At 71.8% G+C, this 17,941-nt stretch carries 17 protein-coding genes; 9 read left to right on the forward strand and 8 right to left on the reverse strand.

The annotated features are described in order from the left end of the window. Nucleotides 1-13: 13 nt before the first annotated feature. The gene (locus tag BG482_RS33335; RefSeq protein ID WP_069772935.1) at nt 14-232 is read right to left on the reverse strand and encodes a hypothetical protein; all 219 of its coding nucleotides are present in this window, start codon (nt 230-232) and stop codon (nt 14-16) included. A gap of 210 nt (nt 233-442) precedes the next feature. Continuing rightward, on the reverse strand, nt 443-868 hold the full coding sequence (locus tag BG482_RS33340; RefSeq protein ID WP_069772936.1) for a DUF3099 domain-containing protein: 426 nt from the start codon (nt 866-868) through the stop codon (nt 443-445). A 201-nt stretch (nt 869-1,069) separates the two neighbouring features. Here BG482_RS33340 and BG482_RS33345 point away from each other — a divergent pair, with 201 nt between their 5' ends. Continuing rightward, nucleotides 1,070-1,348 (forward strand): GlsB/YeaQ/YmgE family stress response membrane protein, encoded by a 279-nt coding sequence (locus tag BG482_RS33345; protein WP_069772937.1) that lies wholly within the window; start codon nt 1,070-1,072, stop codon nt 1,346-1,348. 147 nt (nt 1,349-1,495) lie between these two features. Here the strand turns inward: BG482_RS33345 and tyrS are convergent, their stop codons facing one another. The 3 genes from tyrS to BG482_RS33360 all read right to left on the reverse strand — a co-directional run bounded on the left by tyrS (nt 1,496) and on the right by BG482_RS33360 (nt 5,768). Continuing rightward, the gene (tyrS, locus tag BG482_RS33350; RefSeq protein WP_069772938.1) at nt 1,496-2,761 is read right to left on the reverse strand and encodes a tyrosine--tRNA ligase; all 1,266 of its coding nucleotides are present in this window, start codon (nt 2,759-2,761) and stop codon (nt 1,496-1,498) included. Nucleotides 2,762-2,853: 92 nt separating this feature from the next. After that, nucleotides 2,854-4,248: a metallopeptidase TldD-related protein gene (locus BG482_RS33355; protein WP_069772939.1), complete on the reverse strand. Its 1,395-nt coding sequence runs from the start codon at nt 4,246-4,248 to the stop codon at nt 2,854-2,856. Continuing rightward, the gene (locus BG482_RS33360) at nt 4,245-5,768 is read right to left on the reverse strand and encodes a TldD/PmbA family protein (RefSeq protein ID WP_069772940.1); all 1,524 of its coding nucleotides are present in this window, start codon (nt 5,766-5,768) and stop codon (nt 4,245-4,247) included. The genes BG482_RS33355 and BG482_RS33360 overlap by 4 nt, the downstream gene beginning before the upstream one ends. A gap of 243 nt (nt 5,769-6,011) precedes the next feature. Between BG482_RS33360 and fabG the strand changes: the two genes are divergently transcribed. From fabG to BG482_RS33375, 3 genes are all read left to right on the forward strand, one after another. Then, nucleotides 6,012-6,731 (forward strand): 3-oxoacyl-[acyl-carrier-protein] reductase, encoded by a 720-nt coding sequence (fabG, locus tag BG482_RS33365; protein WP_069772941.1) that lies wholly within the window; start codon nt 6,012-6,014, stop codon nt 6,729-6,731. A 5-nt stretch (nt 6,732-6,736) separates the two neighbouring features. Further along, a complete protein-coding gene (gene fabI / locus BG482_RS33370) occupies nt 6,737-7,504 on the forward strand; it encodes an enoyl-ACP reductase FabI (protein WP_069772942.1) in 768 nt (255 codons plus the stop codon). Nucleotides 7,505-7,677: 173 nt separating this feature from the next. Continuing rightward, nucleotides 7,678-8,010, forward strand: a complete 333-nt coding sequence (locus BG482_RS33375; protein ID WP_069772943.1) for a hypothetical protein — start codon at nt 7,678-7,680, stop codon at nt 8,008-8,010. Here BG482_RS33375 and BG482_RS33380 read toward each other — a convergent pair. Then, nucleotides 7,991-8,680, reverse strand: a complete 690-nt coding sequence (locus BG482_RS33380) for a FadR/GntR family transcriptional regulator (RefSeq protein ID WP_069772944.1) — start codon at nt 8,678-8,680, stop codon at nt 7,991-7,993. The two genes, BG482_RS33375 and BG482_RS33380, sit on opposite strands and share 20 nt — an antisense overlap. Nucleotides 8,681-8,750: 70 nt before the next feature. On the opposite strand from BG482_RS33380, the gene BG482_RS33385 reads away from it, so the two are divergent. The 4 genes from BG482_RS33385 (at nt 8,751) to BG482_RS33395 (ending at nt 11,564) form a co-directional block, all read left to right on the forward strand. Beyond that, nucleotides 8,751-10,229: an MFS transporter gene (locus BG482_RS33385; protein ID WP_069772945.1), complete on the forward strand. Its 1,479-nt coding sequence runs from the start codon at nt 8,751-8,753 to the stop codon at nt 10,227-10,229. 44 nt (nt 10,230-10,273) lie between these two features. Beyond that, on the forward strand, nt 10,274-10,390 hold the full coding sequence (locus BG482_RS45525) for an SGM_5486 family transporter-associated protein (protein ID WP_107450844.1): 117 nt from the start codon (nt 10,274-10,276) through the stop codon (nt 10,388-10,390). Between the two features lie 287 nt (nt 10,391-10,677). After that, the gene (locus BG482_RS33390; RefSeq protein WP_069772946.1) at nt 10,678-10,884 is read left to right on the forward strand and encodes a hypothetical protein; all 207 of its coding nucleotides are present in this window, start codon (nt 10,678-10,680) and stop codon (nt 10,882-10,884) included. 161 nt (nt 10,885-11,045) lie between these two features. Then, entirely contained in the window at nt 11,046-11,564 is a 519-nt protein-coding gene (locus tag BG482_RS33395) for a histidine phosphatase family protein (RefSeq protein ID WP_069772947.1), read from the forward strand. A 221-nt stretch (nt 11,565-11,785) separates the two neighbouring features. Here the strand turns inward: BG482_RS33395 and serB are convergent, their stop codons facing one another. Both serB and BG482_RS33405 read right to left on the reverse strand, forming a co-directional pair. Beyond that, nucleotides 11,786-13,000 (reverse strand): phosphoserine phosphatase SerB, encoded by a 1,215-nt coding sequence (serB, locus tag BG482_RS33400; RefSeq protein ID WP_069772948.1) that lies wholly within the window; start codon nt 12,998-13,000, stop codon nt 11,786-11,788. Between the two features lie 139 nt (nt 13,001-13,139). After that, nucleotides 13,140-15,140 carry a streptophobe family protein gene (locus tag BG482_RS33405; protein ID WP_069772949.1) on the reverse strand — a complete coding sequence of 667 codons (2,001 nt, stop codon included), beginning with the start codon at nt 15,138-15,140 and terminating at the stop codon, nt 13,140-13,142. A gap of 246 nt (nt 15,141-15,386) precedes the next feature. On the opposite strand from BG482_RS33405, the gene BG482_RS33410 reads away from it, so the two are divergent. Beyond that, nucleotides 15,387-17,921, forward strand: coding sequence for an FHA domain-containing protein (locus BG482_RS33410; RefSeq protein WP_069772950.1), 2,535 nt, complete (start codon nt 15,387-15,389; stop codon nt 17,919-17,921). Nucleotides 17,922-17,941 lie beyond the last annotated feature (20 nt).

Below are 17,941 nucleotides of genomic sequence, written 5' to 3' on the forward strand. Positions count from 1 at the left end.
CACGACCTCCGGGCTACGAAGTCCGCGCGGACTCCCACTCGGTCAGCGGGACGACGTCCTTGAGGAAGCCGCGCACCCCGAGGAACTGCGACAGATGCTCGCGGTGCTCCTCGCAGGCCAGCCATGTCTTGCGCCGCTCGGGCGTGTGGAGCTTCGGGTTGTTCCACGCCAGCACCCACACCGCGTCCACACGGCAGCCCTTGGCGGAACAGACAGGGGTCTCGTCACTCACTGATTCGTCTCACCCACACGCACACAAAGGCGACGCCGAGCAGCCACGGGGGGAGCTGCCCGGCGTCGGTCCGTCGCTCCGACGGGGGATGCGGAGCGCGTACGAAGTATGTCACGGCCGACCGTCCGCACGGGACTGGAACAACATGATTGATCTGAGCTTTTCTTGAGCTTCGGCGCACAGCCGGTTCACTGCTCGGGCACCGCCCGCTCACGGCCGTCGCTCGCCCGAATCGGCCGCGGTTTCCTCCCGCCCGGCTTCCCGAGCGCCGTCTTTCTGCGGGTCGGATTCCGCTTGCGCGGTGGACCCCGAGGGCTCGCCGTCCGCGTCGGTCCGGGCGATCATCGGCCGGACCGGCGCGGCGAGGAAGGTCGAGGGGAGCGAGGGCACGTTCTCCCGCCCCGCGTTGGCGATCACCACCGCGACGTAGGGGAGCACCAACCCCAGGACCAACGCCACGACGGCCACATGCCGTTCCACGTTCCACAGGGTCGCCGCGAGGATCACCGCCACCGTACGGACCGACATCGAGATGATGTACCGACGCTGTCGGCCCCGCACGTCGTCCTGGAGACCCTGCCGTGCTCCGGTGATCCGGAACACCTCGACGTTCCCGCCACCACCTTGCTTCCGCATCACATTCCACCGTCCGCCCGCCTCGGCCTCTCACCGACTTCCACGGTACGCCGCGCCTCGGCCCTCGCCGAGGCCGGGGCGTCCCCCGCCCGAGCGGACGTTCTGCGCCGTCCCGCGTACGGCCGTACCCGACATGCGCCGTACGGCGGGCGGCTCGACACTGAGGGCAATGCTCACGTAGGGCCGTACGAGGAGGCGTCAATGGGCTGGTTGTGGGCGATCATCGTGGGATTCGTGCTGGGCCTGATCGCCAAGGCGATCATCCCGGGCAAGCAACACAGCCCACTCTGGCTGACCACCATCTTCGGCATGCTGGGCGCGATCGCGGGCAACGCGATCGCCCGTGCGGTGGGGGTCGAGTCCACGCCCGGCATCGACTGGACCCGCCATGTGTTCCAGCTGATCGCCGCGATCATCATCGTCGCCCTGGGCGACATGCTGTACATGGCGACGCTGGGCAAGAGGAAGCAGCGGGTCTGAAGTGCCGGAGCCCGAAGCGTCCGCGCCCGAGCCCGAAGCGCCCGAGCCCGATGCGTCCGGATCCGGGTGTGCAGGCCGAAGGGGCGGCCCCTTGCGGGAAGCCGCCCCCTCGTGCGTCGCAGGCCGGTCGGTCGACGGCCTCTCCGGTCAGCCGGTGACCTCCACCGCGGCCAGGTTCTTCTTCCCACGGCGCAGCACCAGCCACCGCCCGTGCAGAAGGTCCTCCCGCGCGGGAACCGCGTCCTCGGCCGTGACCTTGACGTTGTTCACGTAGGCCCCGCCCTCCTTCACCGTCCGCCGGGCGGCCGACTTGCTCGCCACGAGGCCGACCTCGGCGAACAGGTCCACGACCGGTCCCGGCTCGGCGACCTGGGTGTGCGGCACCTCGGAGAGGGCCGCGGCCAGCGTCCGCTCGTCGAGCTCGCCCAGTTCGCCCTGGCCGAAGAGGGCCTTGGACGCGGCGATCACCGCGGCCGTCTGGTCGGCGCCGTGCACCAGCGTCGTCAGCTCCTCGGCCAGCGCACGCTGGGCGGCACGCGCCTGCGGACGCTCCTCGGTCTGCCGCTCCAGCTCCTCCAGCTCCTCGCGGGACCGGAAGGACAGGATCCGTGAGTACGTCGAGATGTCCCGGTCGTCCACGTTCAGCCAGAACTGGTAGAACGCGTACGGGGTCGTCAGCTCCGGGTCGAGCCAGACGGCGCCGCCCTCGGTCTTGCCGAACTTGGTGCCGTCCGCCTTGACCATCAGCGGCGTCGCCAGACAGTGCGCCTCGGCCTCGGGCTCCAGCCTGTGGATCAGGTCCAGGCCGGCCGTGAGGTTGCCCCACTGGTCGCTGCCGCCCTGCTGGAGCGTGCAGCCGTAGCGGCGGTACAGCTCCAGGAAGTCCATGCCCTGAAGCAGCTGGTAGCTGAACTCCGTGTAGCTGATGCCCTCCTGGGACTCCAGCCGCCGGGCGACCGAGTCCTTGGTCAGCATCTTGTTGACGCGGAAGTGCTTGCCGATGTCACGCAGGAACTCGATGGCCGACATGCCGGCCGTCCAGTCCAGGTTGTTCACCATCACCGCGGCGTTGTCGCCCTCGAAGGACAGGAACGGCTCGATCTGCGCGCGCAGCCGCGTCACCCAGTTCGCGACAGTCTCCGGGTCGTTCAGCGTGCGCTCCGCCGTGGGGCGGGGGTCGCCGATCTGACCGGTCGCCCCGCCCACCAGGGCCAGCGGACGCAGGCCCGCCTGCTGGAGCCGGCGCATGGTGAGAACCTGCACCAGGTGACCGACGTGGAGGCTGGCCGCGGTGGGGTCGAAACCGCAATAGAACGTGACGGGACCGTCCGCGAGCGCCTTGCGCAAAGCGTCCTCGTCAGTGGACAGGGCCCACAGGCCGCGCCACTTCAGCTCGTCGACGATGTCCGTCACGGTTCTCGTATCTCCTCGATGATCTTCTTGGATCTTCTCGATGCTCTGCGGGCGGTCCGAGCCGGTCGGCCGCACGACTGCCGGCTACGAGGTTATACGCCCTGGCTGACAGAGCTCATATTGAAGTCCGGCACCCGCAGTGCGGGCATCGCAGCCCTAGTGAACCAGTCGCTCCACTCCCGGGGCAGCGTCTTTTCCGTGCGCCCCGCCTCCGAGGCGCGGCCCAGCAGGCCGACCGGCGACTCGTTGAAGCGGAAGTTGTTCACCTCGCCGACGACCTCGCCGTCCTCGACGAGGTACACGCCGTCCCGGGTCAGGCCGGTCAGCAGCAGGGTCGCCGGGTCGACCTCGCGGATGTACCACAGGCAGGTCAGCAGCAGCCCCCGGCGGGTGCTCGCGACCATCTCCTCCAGGGAGCGGTCCTCACCGCCGTCCAGGATCAGGTTGTCGCCCGCCGGAGCCGCGGGGAGCCCGGTCAGCGCCGCGCTGTGCCGGGTGGTCGTCAGGTGCTTCAGCTCGCCCGCGTCGATCCACTCGGTGGAGTGCAGCGGCAGCCCGTTGTCGAACACCGACTGGTCGCCGCCCGAGGAGTGCGCGATGACGAACGGCGCCGACTCCAGGCCGGGTTCGTTCGGGTCGCTGCGCAGCGTCAGCGGCAGATCGGTCAGCTTCTCGCCGAGCCGGGTGCCGCCGCCGGGCTTGGAGAACACCGTCCGGCCCTCGGTCGCGTCCCGGCCCGACGCCGACCACAGCTGGTAGATCAGCAGGTCGGCCACCGCGGTCGGCGGCAGCAGCGTCTCGTACCGCCCGGCGGGCAGTTCGACCCGTCGCCGCGCCCAGCCCAGCCGCACGGCCAGCTCGGCGTCGAGCGCCCCCGGGTCGACGTCCTTGAAGTCCCGGGTGGAGCGCCCCGCCCACGCCGAGCGCGTCCGGTCCGGGGACTTGGCGTTCAGCTCCAGCGTCCCGTTCGGCTGGTCGTGCCGCAGCCGCAGCCCGGTCGAGGTGCCCAGGTACGTCGAGACGAGTTCGTGGTTGGCGAACCCGTACAGCTCGCGGCCGCCGGCCCGCGCGCGGGCGAACGCCTCGCCCAGCGCCGGGGCGAAGTCGGCGAACACCGCCGACGAGGTCTCCGCGGGCGCCTCGGTGAACTCGGGGGACTGCGCGACGCCCGTGACCAGTGGCTGCGCGTCCTCGGCGGGGCCCGCCCCGCGCGCGGCGGCCTCGGCGGCCCGCACCAGGGGCTCCAGCTCGTCCGCGGTCACCGCGGCCCGGGAGACGACGCCCGAGGCGGTGCCCTCCTTGCCGTCGACCGTGGCGATGACGGTGAGCGTGCGCCCGCGCGTGACGCCGTTGGTCGTCAGCGTGTTGCCGGCCCAGCGCAGGTTCGCCGTCGACTGCTCGTCGGCGATGACGACGCAGCCGTCCGCCCGCGACAGCTCGAGGGCGCGCTCGACGACCTCGTGCGGCTTGTTGCTACGGGCGCTCATCGGCCGGCCTCCTGCGTGGTGTTCAAAATGTTGACGCCCTTGAACAGGGCCGACGGGCAGCCGTGCGACACCGCCGCGACCTGGCCGGGCTGGGCCTTTCCGCAGTTGAACGCGCCGCCGAGGACGTAGGTCTGCGGGCCGCCCACCGCCGCCATCGAGCCCCAGAAGTCCGTCGTCGTCGCCTGGTAGGCCACGTCGCGCAGCTGTCCGGTGATCCGCCCGTTCTCGATCCGGAAGAACCGCTGTCCGGTGAACTGGAAGTTGTAGCGCTGCATGTCGATGGACCACGAGCGGTCGCCGACGACGTAGATCCCGCGGTCGACGCTGCCGATGAGGTCGTCGGTCGACATCCCGGCGGGGTCCGGCCGCAGCGACACGTTGGCCATGCGCTGCACGGGCACGTGGCCGGGGGAGTCGGCGAAGGCGCAGCCGTTGGACCGGTCGAACCCGGTGAGCTTCGCGATCCGCCGGTCCAGCTGGTAGCCGACGAGCGTGCCGTCCTTCACCAGGTCCCAGGAGCGGCCCTCGACGCCCTCGTCGTCGTAGCCGACGGTCGCCAGGCCGTGCTCGGCGGTGCGGTCGCCGGTGACGTTCATCAGCTCGGAGCCATACTTCAGCTTCCCGAGCTGGTCGAAGGTGGCGAAGGAGGTGCCGGCGTACGCGGCCTCGTAGCCGAGGGCACGGTCCAGCTCGGTGGCGTGACCGATGGACTCGTGGATGGTCAGCCACAGGTTGGACGGGTCCACGACCAGGTCGTACAGCCCCGGATCCACGCTGGGCGCGCGCATCTTCTCGGCGAGCAGCTCCGGGATCCGGGCCAGTTCGTCGTCCCAGTCCCAGCCGGTCCCGGTGAGGTACTCCCAGCCGCGTCCGACGGGCGGCGCGATCGTGCGCATCGAGTCGAACTCGCCGCTGGACTCGTCGACCGACACCGCGTTCAGTGCGGGGTGCAGCCGCACCCGCTGCTGGGTGGTCACCGTGCCGGCCGTGTCGGCGTAGAACTTGTTCTCGTGGACGGTGAGCAGCGAGGCGTCCACGTGGTTGATCCCGTTCGCGGCGAGCAGCCGCGCACTCCAGTCCGCGAGGAGCGCCGCCTTCTCCTCGTCCGGCACGGTGAACGGGTCGATCTCGTACGACGACACCCACGTCTTGTCGGCGTGCACCGGCTCGTCGGCGAGCTCGACCCTTTCGTCCGACCCCGCGGCCTTGATCACCTGCGCGGACAGCTTGGCCATCGCCACGGCCTGCGAGGCGACCCGGGCCGCCGCGTCCATCGTCAGATCCACGCCGGACGCGAAGCCCCACGTCCCGCCGTGCACGACGCGCACCGCGTACCCGAGGTCGGTCGTGTCGGACGAACCGGCGGGCTTGGCGTCCCGCAGCCGCCAGGACGCACTGCGCACCCGTTCGAACCGGAAGTCCGCGTGCTCCGCCCCGAGCGCCCGCGCCCGCGCGAGAGCGGCGTCGGCGAGGGCGCGTAGGGGTAGGGCCGTGAAACTTTCATCGATGCTATGAGGCACCTACGTCTCTCCCTGGTGTCGTCGCGTGTGAAGACCTCGATCATGTCGCGCCCGGCGGCCGGTGGACCACACCTTCCGCGGCGCTACCGCAAACTTTCTGTAGGGACCCCACAGCCAGCTCCGTGTGCCACTGTCGGTGCCCGAATGTCCGCGAGCCGAAGCGGACCGATAGGTTTCGAGGGAAGCCGCCTGCCGTCCAGAGTGCGGGCGGGCGCGTCAGACCCCAATCGAAAGGGTGATCCGTTGAGCCGCTCGGTTCTCGTCACCGGAGGAAACCGGGGCATCGGCCTCGCCATCGCCCACGCGTTCGCCGACGCCGGCGACAAGGTCGCGATCACGTACCGCTCGGGCGAGCCGCCGGCCGCCCTGACGGAACTGGGCTGCCTCGCCGTCAGGTGCGACATCACCGACCCCGAGCAGGTGGAGCAGGCCTACAAGGAGATCGAGGCGCAGCACGGCCCCGTCGAGATCCTGATCGCCAACGCCGGCATCACCAAGGACCAGCTCCTGATGCGCATGAGCGAGGAGGACTTCACCTCGGTCATCGACACCAACCTGACCGGCACCTTCCGCGTGGTCAAGCGCGCCAACCGCGGCATGCTGCGCGCCAAGAAGGGCCGCGTCGTGCTCATCTCCTCGGTCGTCGGGCTGTACGGCTCGCCGGGGCAGGCGAACTACGCCGCCTCCAAGGCCGCCCTGGTCGGCTTCGCGCGCTCCCTCGCCCGTGAGCTGGGATCCCGCAACATCACTTTCAACGTCGTCGCGCCCGGCTTCGTCGACACCGACATGACCAAGGCGCTCACCGACGAGCAGCGCGCGGGCATCGTCTCGCAGGTCCCGCTCGGCCGGTACGCGCAGCCGGAGGAGATCGCCGCGACGGTGCGGTTCCTCGCCTCGGACGACGCCTCGTACATCACTGGAGCCGTCATCCCCGTTGACGGCGGACTGGGAATGGGTCACTGATCATCATGAGCGGAATTCTCGAGGGCAAGCGCGTCCTGATCACCGGTGTGCTGACGGAGTCCTCCATCGCCTTCCACACCGCGAAACTCGCCCAGGAGCAGGGCGCGGAGATCATCCTCACCGCGTTCCCGCGGCCGACGCTGACCGAGCGCATCGCCAAGAAGCTCCCCAAGCCCACCAAGGTCATCGAGCTCGACGTCACGAACGACGAGCACCTCGGCCGCCTCGCGGACATCGTCGGCGAGGAGCTCGGCGGCCTCGACGGCGTCGTCCACTCCATCGGCTTCGCCCCGCAGGACGCGCTCGGCGGCAACTTCCTCAACACGCCGTTCGAGTCGGTCGCCACGGCCATGCACGTCTCGGCGTTCTCCCTGAAGTCGCTGACCATGGCCTGCCTGCCGCTGATGCAGAACGGCGGCTCTGTCGTCGGCCTCACCTTCGACGCCTCGTTCGCCTGGCCGCAGTACGACTGGATGGGTCCCGCCAAGGCCGCCCTGGAGGCCACCAGCCGCTACATGGCGCGTGACCTGGGCAAGCAGAACATCCGCTGCAACCTCGTCTCGGCCGGCCCGCTGGGCTCCATGGCCGCCAAGTCCATCCCGGGCTTCGGCGAGCTGGCCTCCGTGTGGGACAGCCGCTCCCCCCTGGAGTGGGACCTCAAGGACCCCGAGCCGGCCGGCCGCGGCGTCGTCGCGCTGCTCAGCGACTGGTTCCCGAAGACCACGGGCGAGATCGTCCACGTGGACGGCGGTCTGCACGCCATCGGCGCGTGACCTGCCGCTGAGACGCCGCTGACGGCGAGGGCCCGCGTCCCCCAGGACGCGGGCCCTCACCCGTCACTCCTTCGGCCCATCCGGCCAGGCGCCCGACACCGCCGACCAGGCACTCTTAAGTGCGTGTTCCCCTCACGCGCTTCCCTCCCCAGCTCTGCCGAGGAGGTTCCCTTGTGCGCCTGTTCCGCAGTGTCGCTCCAGTGATCGCCGCGGTCGCCCTGGTGCTCTGTCCGCCGTACGGCGCGCACGGCCACGCGCGCGTGGCGCGTCCGGAGCCGTTCGGCGCGGAGTGCCGGATCGAGGTCGGCGGCTCCCGCGTCGTCGCCCGCTGTCACAACCCCTACGCCGACACCGACCGGGTCAGCCTGCACATCGAGTGCGAGCGCTGGTGGGACGTGGACACCGACGGCACCCCCACCGACGTCGGCCCCGCCCGGTCCGTGCGCCTCACCGGCCGTTGCTGGAAGGAGGTCGGGTCGGCCTGGGTCAGCCATCAGAAGCGGTGAACCGCCCGGGCCGGCACAGCAGCGGGTAGGTGGCCGCCTCGACGGCGGCCGTCTCCGCGGCGCCCGCGCGGATCGCGTCCACCAGCCGGGAGTGGTCCATGTGCGTCTCGGGCGTCAGCACCTCGCCGACGTCCTCGCGCAGCCAGTCCCGCAGCACCTCGCCCAGGTCCGCGTACATCGCCGTCAGGACGTCGTTGTGCGAGGCCGCCACCACCGCCAGGTGGAAGGTGGTGTCCGCCGCCACGAAGGCCTCCGCGTCGCCCGACTCCCACGCCTCCTCACGCCGCAGCAGCAGCGCTTCCAGTTGCTTGAGGTCCTTCTCCGTGCGCCGCTCGGCCGCGAGCCTGGCCGCGCTCGACTCCAGCGCGGCGCGCAGTTCGGCGATGTGTCCGGGGTCGGCGTCGGCGAAGCGGCGGTGCATCACGCCCGCCAGCTCGCTGGTCGCCACGACGTAGGTGCCCGAGCCCTGCCGGATGTCCAGCAGACCGTTGTGCGCCAGGGCGCGGACCGCCTCGCGGACGGTGTTGCGCGCGACGCCCAGTTGCTCGACCAGCTCGGGCTCGGTGGGGATGCGGGAGCCCACCGGCCACTCGCCCGAGGTGATCTGGGTGCGCAGCGCGGCGATGACCTGTTCGGACAGCGCCGAGCGGCGGGGATGGCTCAGGGGCATGGCACACCTTCGCACGGCCCGGGGCGCCGAGGGCAACTCGGGCATGGACAACCAATCATCCTATGATTCTATGATGTACGGCATGGCAAGCGAGCAGACCCGTACGACGTCCCACTCGTCCCTTCGCGCCCCCGCGGAGGACGAGCCGCTGTCTCGCCTCGCCCCGCGCGCGTGGACGACACGACTGCTCGTCGTGGGCATCGTCCTGGCCGCCCTCAACCTCCGCCCCGCCATCACCAGCCTCGGCGCGCTCCTCGAAGAGGTCCGCGACGGGCTCGGCATGAGCGGCAGCGTGGCCGGACTGCTCACCTCCGTGCCTCCGCTCTGCTTCGCGGCCTTCGGCGTCATGGCCCCCCGCCTCGCCCGTCGCTTCGGGCCGGGCGCGGTGGTGTGCGCGGGCATGGCCGCCATCGCCGCCGGACTGCTCGTCCGCCCCTACCTCGGAGGCGCCGCCGGCTTCCTCGCCGCCAGCGCCCTCGCCCTGATGGGCATCGCCGTCAGCAACGTCCTGATGCCCGTCATCGTCAAGCGGCACTTCCCCGACCGGGTCGGTTCGATGACCGGCCTGTACTCGATGGCCCTCGCCCTGGGCACCTCCACCGCCGCCGCGGTCACCGTGCCCATGACCGAGGCGCTGGGCGGCAGTTGGCGCACCGGGCTCGCGGTGTGGGCGGGGCTGGCGGCCGCGGCCGTCCTGCCGTGGCTGCCGCTGGTGCGTGACCGGGGGACGGAACCGGGCGGCGGCACGACGACGGGCGCCGCGCGGTCTGCCCGGGAGCCGCGGGAGCACCGGGCGGTCCAGGGGCCGGGGGAGCGGCCGACCGGGCAGGGGCCGAAGGCGCGGGGAGCACGGTCGCCGCAGCGGGCGCGCGTGCCTCGCCCCTCAGCGGACGAGCCCGCGCACGACCGCGAGGACGAGCCCGCGCACGACCACGCGCGCGGTGGCCGACCTCCCGTCGCCGCGCTGCGCGTCACCCGCAGCCGGACGGCCTGGGCGCTGGCCGTCTTCTTCGGCCTCCAGGCCACCGCCGCCTACATCACCATGGGCTGGATGCCGCAGATCTTCCGGGACGCGGGCGTGTCCGCGAGCACGGCCGGAGTGCTCCTCGCCGTGACCATGGCGATGGGCGTCCCGCTGGCCTTCGTCATCCCGCGGGTCGCGACCAGGCTGGCGCACCAGGGCCCGATCGTGGTCGCGCTCGGCGCCTGCGGCCTCGTCGGATACGCCGGCCTCTACCTCGCCCCCGCCGCCGGAGCCTGGGCCTGGGCCGTGCTGCTCGGCATCGCCAACTGCGCCTTCCCGCTGGCCCTCACGATGGTCGGGATGCGGGCCAGGACCGGCGCGGGCGTCGCCCAGCTGTCGGCCTTCGCGCAGTGCACCGGCTACCTGATCTCCATACCGGGCCCGCTCCTGGTGGGAGTGCTCTACCAGCACAGCGGCGGCTGGGGCCTGCCCCTCGCGCTCATGGCGGCCCTGATGGTCCCCCAGACGGTCGCGGGCGTCCTGGCGGGCCGGAACCGCACCGTGGAGGACGAGGCCGGCCGCTGACCCCCGGCGCGGCCGCCGCGAGCCGGGGGTGCGAGACTGGCGGCATGCCAGTGCTCGACCCGAATCCGCAGAACGGCCAGAAGAAGATGCTGCTCGTCTTCGGCTCGTTCTTGGCCATCTTCGTGATCATCGCCGTCATCGCGACCCTCGCCTCGCCCTGACGTCCCGCCCCCGGCCGCGGCCTCCCGCCGCCTGCCGCCCCGCGGCGTCGCCCCGCCCGGCCCTTCGGCAGGGCGCGGACGCCGGCGGGCTCGGGCGTGTGGGCCCGCGCGGGAGTGGGGTTAACCCCCCGTCCCCTAGGGGGTGAGGGTCAGGGTCAAGTGGGTGGATCACCGGATGGGTTGAAGGCCGCCGGGTCCGTACCTTCGAAGTGTGACCGCGGACAGCGATCACCTCCACGGTTCGGGGACCACGGTCCACGGACCCTTCGAGGACAGCGGAGGCACCCATGTCGGCCCCAACGCACACCCGGCCCCGTCCGGCTGCCTCGGGCGGCGTCGAGACCCGGCTTCCCTGGTGGGCCCTCGCCCTCCCCACGCTCGCCTTCGCCACCCTGCTCCTGCTGATACTGAACCCGGCCGACGCCCACGCGGCCGGCAGCGACCCGGTGATCACCCATCTCGTCGAGCGCGTGCAGATGCTGATCGCCCGCTGAGGCAGCCGCCGCGGGCCGCGCCTTCCTGCCCGAGGCCGTGCAGTCCTCGGCGAGGGGCGGCGCCGTACCGGCAAAGCTCCTTCGAACGGCTTCCGAGCGCTGGTGAAGACCCCTGTCAACTCCCTGCGCCCGCTGGCCTGTTTCATGCGAAGCTGGGACTCATGAGCGTCGAAGAACCCCGCAGGATCGTCCTCTTCCGCCATGCGAAAGCCGACTGGCCGGAGGTGACCGACCATGAGCGCCCGCTCGCTGAGCGGGGCCGTAGGGACGCGGCCGTCGCCGGACGCAGGCTGACCGACACCGGCATCCACGTGGACCTGGCCCTGTGCTCCACCTCGACCCGCACCCGGGAGACGTGGAAACTCGCGGTCCACGAGTTCCCGCAGCGGCCGAAAACCGTCTACGAGGAGCGGATCTACGAGGCCTCCCCGGGCGAGCTGATCGCCCTGCTCAACGAAAGCCCCGACGACGTGCGCAACATCGTCATGGTCGGCCACAACCCCGGGATCCAGGGACTCGCCGACATCCTGTCCGGGCGGTCCGACGGCGACGCGGGCGAGCGCATGCGCCGTCGCGGCTTCCCGGCCGCCGCTTTCGCCGTCGTCTCCTTCGACGGCCCCTGGAAGGCCCTGGAGCCGGGGGCGGGCACGCTGATCGACTACTGGGCCCCCGAAGAGTGACCTGACCGGCACACACGAGAGCCCGGCGCCGCAGCGACGCCGGGCTCTCCTCGTCCACGTTCGCCGCGAGCGCGTTCGCGTCACGCGGTCACCCGGCAGCCCGTGGGCGCCCGCCCCCACCGATCCCCGGGTCCCTGCCGCAGCCTCGCAGGTCCACGCCCTGCGCCCGCCCCCGCACGTGCCCCGTACGGCCCGGTCCCCTGCGGGCCCGGGAGGCGGGGCTATCGCTCGTCGTGCGTCTCCGCGGCCTCGACCTCTTCGCGGGTGATGCCCAGCAGGTAGAGGACGGTGTCCAGGAACGGCACGTTCACCGCCGTGTGCGCCGCCTCGCGCACCACCGGCTTGGCGTTGAAGGCGACCCCGAGACCGGCCGCGTTGAGCATGTCGAGGTCGTTGGCGCCGTCGCCGATCGCGACGGTCTGGGAGAGGGGAACGCCCGCCTCGGCGGCGAACCGACGCAGCAGCCGCGCCTTGCCCGCGCGGTCCACGATCTCGCCGGTGACCCGGCCGGTCAGCCTGCCGTCGACGATCTCCAGCGTGTTGGCCTGCGCGAAGTCCAGCCCGAGCCGCTCCTGCAGATCGTCGGTGACCTGGGTGAAACCGCCGGAGACGACGCCCACCTGGTAGCCGAGCCGCTTCAGCGTCCGGATCAGTGTGCGCGCCCCCGGAGTCAGCCGCACCTCGGCGCGCACCTTGTCCACGACCGAGGCGTCCAGCCCTTCCAGCAGCGCCACGCGCGCGTGCAGCGACTGTTCGAAGTCCAGCTCCCCGCGCATCGCGGCCGCCGTCACCTCGGCGACCTGGTCCTCGCAGCCGGCGTGCGCGGCGAAGAGCTCGATCACCTCGTCCTGGATGAGGGTCGAGTCGACGTCCATGACGACGAGCCGCTGGGCGCGGCGGTAGAGCCCCGCGTCCACCACGGCGACGTCCACGCCGAGCACCCCGGCGTCCTTGACCAGCGCGGTGCGCAGCGGCCCGGTCTCCGCACCGGAGACGGCGAACTCGACGGCGGTGACGGGGTACTTGGCCAGCCGGAAGATACGGTCGATGTTGCCGCCGGCCTTGGTGATCTTCGCGGCGATCGCAGCGGTGGCCTCCGCGGTGAGCGGGTGCCCGAGCACGGTGACCAGCGACCGCCCGAGGCCGCGCGGCCGGTTGTCGCCGAGGCCGGAGATGATCTCGGCCTGCATCTTCATCGACTCGGCCCAGCTGTGGACCGTCGACCGCAGGTCGCCCTCCAGGCCGGCCGGCGGCTCGGTCACGAGCGCGCACAGCACCATCCGGCCTCGCGTGACGACCTGCTCGATGTCGACCACGTCGACGGAGTAGGCGGCGAGGGTGTCGAAGAGGCCGGCCGTGATGCCCGGCCTGTCCTTGCCGAAGATCTTGACAAGGAGTGTGGGGACGTCGGAGGACGAGGTCTGCGAAGCGCTCATGGTGTACCCACCGTATCCGGCACCCAGTGCCGTTCGCCGCCGCGGTCCGCCTGACGGACAGGTAACAGTGGATGTCGGAGAGGTGGCGTGGGCCTCGACGGACGGTTGCCGACTCCTCGATTCTGCTTCCCGGCCTCCTTCACCGCGATCCGCGCGGCGTCCTCGGCCCCCTGGGCGGCAGCGGAGGAGGCGGAGGGGGCGGTGGCGGCCCGTCGTCCGGGCCCAACGGCGGCCGTCCTCGTGGGGTGCGCGGCGGCGGCCCGATCGGACGGACCACGGTCGGCGCCCCGTAGACGTCGTCCGGTCCGGGCGGCGGGGCCTCGTTCCGGCGCGAGCTCTCGTGGGACCGCGACCGCTCGGTCGTGCCATCGTGCCCCTGCTGCCCCTGCTGCCCCTGCTGCCCCTGCTGCCCCTGCTGCCCCTGCTGCCCCTGCTGCCCCTGCTGCCCCTGCTGCCCCTGCCCGGCCCCCGGTTTCGGTGCCCTGCCCGGCCCGGCGTCCCGTGCGCCGCGCAGGTCGTCCGGGAGGTGCAGATACGGGTTGGTCGCCGGGTTGGGCGGCCGGTACGAGGGCGCACCCGGAGCGTACGGCCCGACCAGGTCGTCCGTGAGCCGCGAAGGCGCCGGAGGTCCGCCGGGTCCCGGACGCCCCGCACCCCCGCCGGGGGTCGCCGCGCCATCGACCGCGTCACCGCGTGCCAACGGCGCGGCCCGTCGTCCCGCGGCCCCCGTGGCCCAGGCCAGCGACGCACCGACGAACCCCGCACCCGCTCCCCACAGGGCGCCCAGGAGCAACGCCGGTCCGAGGCGTCCGTGCAGCTCGATCCCGGCCCCGAAGGCGTCGAAGCCCAGTACGGAGAGCGACGCGTTGACGGACACGTCCGTCAGCCAGGCCGCCGACGGCAACGCCAGCGCGGTCGCGACCCCCAGCCGGACGGCGCACCACCCGGCGAACGTGCCGAAGCGACGTCCGCCCCGCCCGGGTCCGGCTGCCGCCGCCCCCTGCCCGGTTCGCGGGTTCTCCGCCCGTAAAGGCGTCCGCACCGCCGTCAGCACGCCCGCCAGCAGCATCAGCAGCGCTGCCGCCACCGCCAGCAGCCACACCCGTCCGTCGAGTTCGGCCAGGCGGCCCAGCGTCACCGGCCGCCGGGCGCCCGCGCCCAGCAGATCGTCCAGCGGGTCGGGGAGGACGGAGGCCAGGGCGCCCGTCGCCTGCCCGTCCCACGGGACGAACAGGCCGATCGGGATGCCCAGCCAGACCCCGTTCGGAGCGCCGAGCAGCGCCGCCCCCGCGAGCCGCCGGGGGTGGGCGTCGCCGATCGCCGCGTACGCCGCCGCGGCGAGCCCGGCCGCCACCGCCGCCAGGGCCACCGTGACGACGGCGGACGCCGCCGGGCGCACCACGCGGTGCACCGCCTGCCAGCCGCGGGGCAGCGGTGTGCGGCGCGAGGCAGCCAGGGCGATCAGCAGGATGCCGAGCGACCAGCCGAGACCGCCGAGGAGCGTGGGCGCGGTGTCCACGGTGAAGCCGACCGCGGCCTTCGCGTGGACGAGGTCGCCGAGCCGGTCGGGCAGCAGCCCGCCGACGTCCCCGAGCCCGGGGATCTCCAGGCCGCCCCCGCCGCCGCCCCCGCCGCCGGGCAGGTCGTCGAGGCCCAGCGAGCTCCCGTCGAGCGTGATGACGTCGTGCCCCGCCCAGGCGAGTCCGCCGAGCATCGCCACGAACAGCGCGACCACCGCCCCTGCGCGCGCGAGGAGTTCGGCGGGGGCGATCACCCCTCCGGCCGCGCGCAGGGACCGGAGGAAGAACCACGACAGGAGCAGCGCGCCGACCAGGCTCACCCCCAGTGGCGTGATCTCGATGGCGGTGTCCGCCTCCGCGCCGGTCAGCCCGAAGGCGGACACATCACCGGACGGAGTCACCGAGCCGCCCGCTCCCAGGGCCACCACCGCGGCCGTCATCGTGCCCAACGAGCCCGCCGTGTCCGCCTTCAGCAGATGCAGCCCGAGCGCCGCGGTCCCCGCCATCCCGATCAACGCCCAGCTCACCGCGGCAACGGCGGCCAGCAGCACGTCCGTCCACGGCACGCCCCTGCCGCGCACCGTGCTCCCGCCGCCTTCGACAACCGTGCCGGCACTCATGCAGACCCCCCGATCCGCGGTGGGGAACGGCGAAGATCGCCGCTTCCGTCCCCCTCGCGTGCCTTTACCACTCTCCGGGCCGTTTTCAACCCCGTCAACGGGAACGGCCGACACGCGTGTGCGGGCTCTTCACAAGGCCCGACTTTCGGTCAGGGGGCCGCTACTGAAATAGTTCCCCCCGATGTTCGACATCCCTAGACTCCCCGTCGTTGGGGTTAACTCGGGGGACAACTCAGTGGGGCTGGAGTGCCGGAACTCGTACTGGAATTGAACGGACGCACCTGGACGCTCGATCCGTCCAGGTCTTACACCCTCGGACGTGATCCGCAGGGCGACATCGTCCTCGACGACGCCAGGGTCTCCTGGCGACACGCCACGGTCAGCCACAACGGCCGCAGTTGGGTCGTCGAGGACCACGGCAGCACCAACGGCACGTTCGCGCAGGGGCAGCGGATCCAGCAGCTGGAGATCGGTCCCGGCTCGGCGCTGCACCTGGGCAACGCGACCGACGGACCGCGCGTGAGCGTCTCGGGCGCGCAGGCGCCCGCCGCGCAGCCCCGGCAACAGCCGTACGCCGCGCAGGCCGCGAACCCGGGCTGGGCCCAGGGCGCGCCGCAGCAGCAGTCCGGGCAGTCGCCGCAGGCCGGCTGGCAGCAGCCGCAGCAGGCGCCGCCGCACGTGCCGCAGCAGCAGGGCGCGGGCGAGCCGTATGTGCAGCAGGTGCCCGGTGGTGGCGCGGGGGCGCCGCCGGTCTACGGCGACCGCAGCCCCACCACGTTCCATCAGTTCTCCCTCGGCCGCGTGATGCGCATCGGCCGCGCGCTGGAGAACGAGCTCGTCGTCTCGGACCTCCAGGTCTCCCGTCACCACGCCGAGTTCCACTCGACGCCCGACGGCCGGATGGAGATCCGCGACCTCGGCTCGCACAACGGCACCTATGTCAACGGCCAGCCGATCCCCAAGGGCGGCTCGGTCCAGCTCGGGCCGGCCGACGTCGTCGGCGTCGGCCACTCGACGTTCCGGATCGTCGGCGACCGGCTCGAGGAGTTCGTCGACACCGGCGAGGTCTCCTTCTCGGCCCGCCACCTGACGGTGACGGTCGACGGCGGCAAGCAGATCCTCAAGGACGTCTCCTTCGGCGTCCCGGAGAAGTCGCTGATCGCGGTCATCGGACCGTCCGGTTCCGGCAAGTCGACGCTCCTCAAGGCGCTGACCGGCTACCGGCCCGCCAACCAGGGCGATGTCCTCTACGACAACCGCAACCTCTACAAGCAGTTCGCCGAGCTGCGTCAGCGCATCGGTCTGGTCCCGCAGGACGACATCCTGCACAAGGAACTGACCGTCAAGAAGGCCCTCAAGTACGCGGCCAAGCTCCGCTTCCCGGCCGACACCACCGCCGCCGAGCGTGACGCCCGCATAGACGAGGTGCTGCGCGAGCTGAAGCTGGACATCCACAAGGAGAAGAAGGTCACCTCCCTCTCCGGCGGCCAGCGCAAGCGCGTCTCGGTGGCTCTGGAGCTCCTCACCAAGCCGTCGCTGATCTTCCTGGACGAGCCGACCTCCGGTCTCGACCCGGGCATGGACCGCGACGTGATGCAGCTGCTGCGCGGCCTGGCCGACGACGGCCGCACGGTCCTGGTCGTCACGCACTCGGTGGCCGAACTGGCGATCTGCGACAAGCTGCTCGTGATGGCGCCGGGCGGGGCCGTGGCCTACTTCGGGCCGCCCGAGGAGGCGCTGAACTTCTTCGGCTACGACACCTGGGCCGACGTCTTCTCCGCCTTCGAGAACTACCGCGACTACGACTGGGCGGGCCGCTGGAAGGGTTCGCAGCACTACCAGATGTACGCCGCGGACATCGACGCCGTCGCGCCGCAGTCCGTACAGATGCCGCCGATGCAGGCGATGAAGCCGCCGAAGCCGCAGGGCTGGATGTCCCAGTTCGTCACGCTGGTGCGCCGCTATGTGTCGGTGATCGCCTCCGACAAGGGCTTCCTGGCCCTGACGGTGATCCTGCCGGCCGTCCTCGGCGCGGTGAGCCTGCTGATCGACTCGGGCAACAGCCTGCTGCCCAACCCGGTCAACCCGAAGAGCGGGCGGATCATCCCCAACGGCACGGCCACCACCGTCCTGCTGATCCTCGCGGTGGGCGCCTGCTTCGCGGGTGCGGCGAACTCCGTCCGTGAGCTGATCAAGGAACGGGTCATCTACGAGCGGGAACGGGCGACGGGCCTGTCGCGGTCCGCGTACCTGATGTCCAAGGTGTTCGTGCTCGGCGTGGTCACCGTGCTGCAGGGCCTGCTGGTCGGCGTCATCGGCTTCGCGAGCCGGGAGATCCCGAAGGAGGGCCTGGTCCTCGGCGGCGCCACCATGTTCGAGCTGTCCATCCCGATCATGGCGCTGGGCTTCACCTCGATGATGTTCGGTCTGGTCATCTCGTCGCTGGTGAAGACGGCCGAGAAGACCATGCCGCTGCTGGTCATGTTCGCGATCATCCAGGTCGTGTTCACCGGCTGTCTGTTCACCCTGAACGGCGCGGTGGGCGTCAACGAGTTCTCGTACCTGATGCCCTCGCGCTGGGCCGTCGCGGCCGCGGGCGCCACGCTGGACTTCAACAAGATCAGCCCGCCCAAGGACGGCGGCGGCACGGACCCGCTGTGGGAGCACACCGTCGGCGCCTGGAGTCTGGACATGATCGCGCTGATCGTCCTCGGTGTGATCTGCGGCTTCTTCGTGGCACGCTTCCTGCGCCGCCACGAGCCCGAGGTCATGCGCAAGTAGTTCGTCCGGACAACGCCGAA

The organism is Streptomyces sp. LUP30, from assembly GCF_001746365.1.
GTDB lineage: Bacteria > Actinomycetota > Actinomycetes > Streptomycetales > Streptomycetaceae > Streptomyces.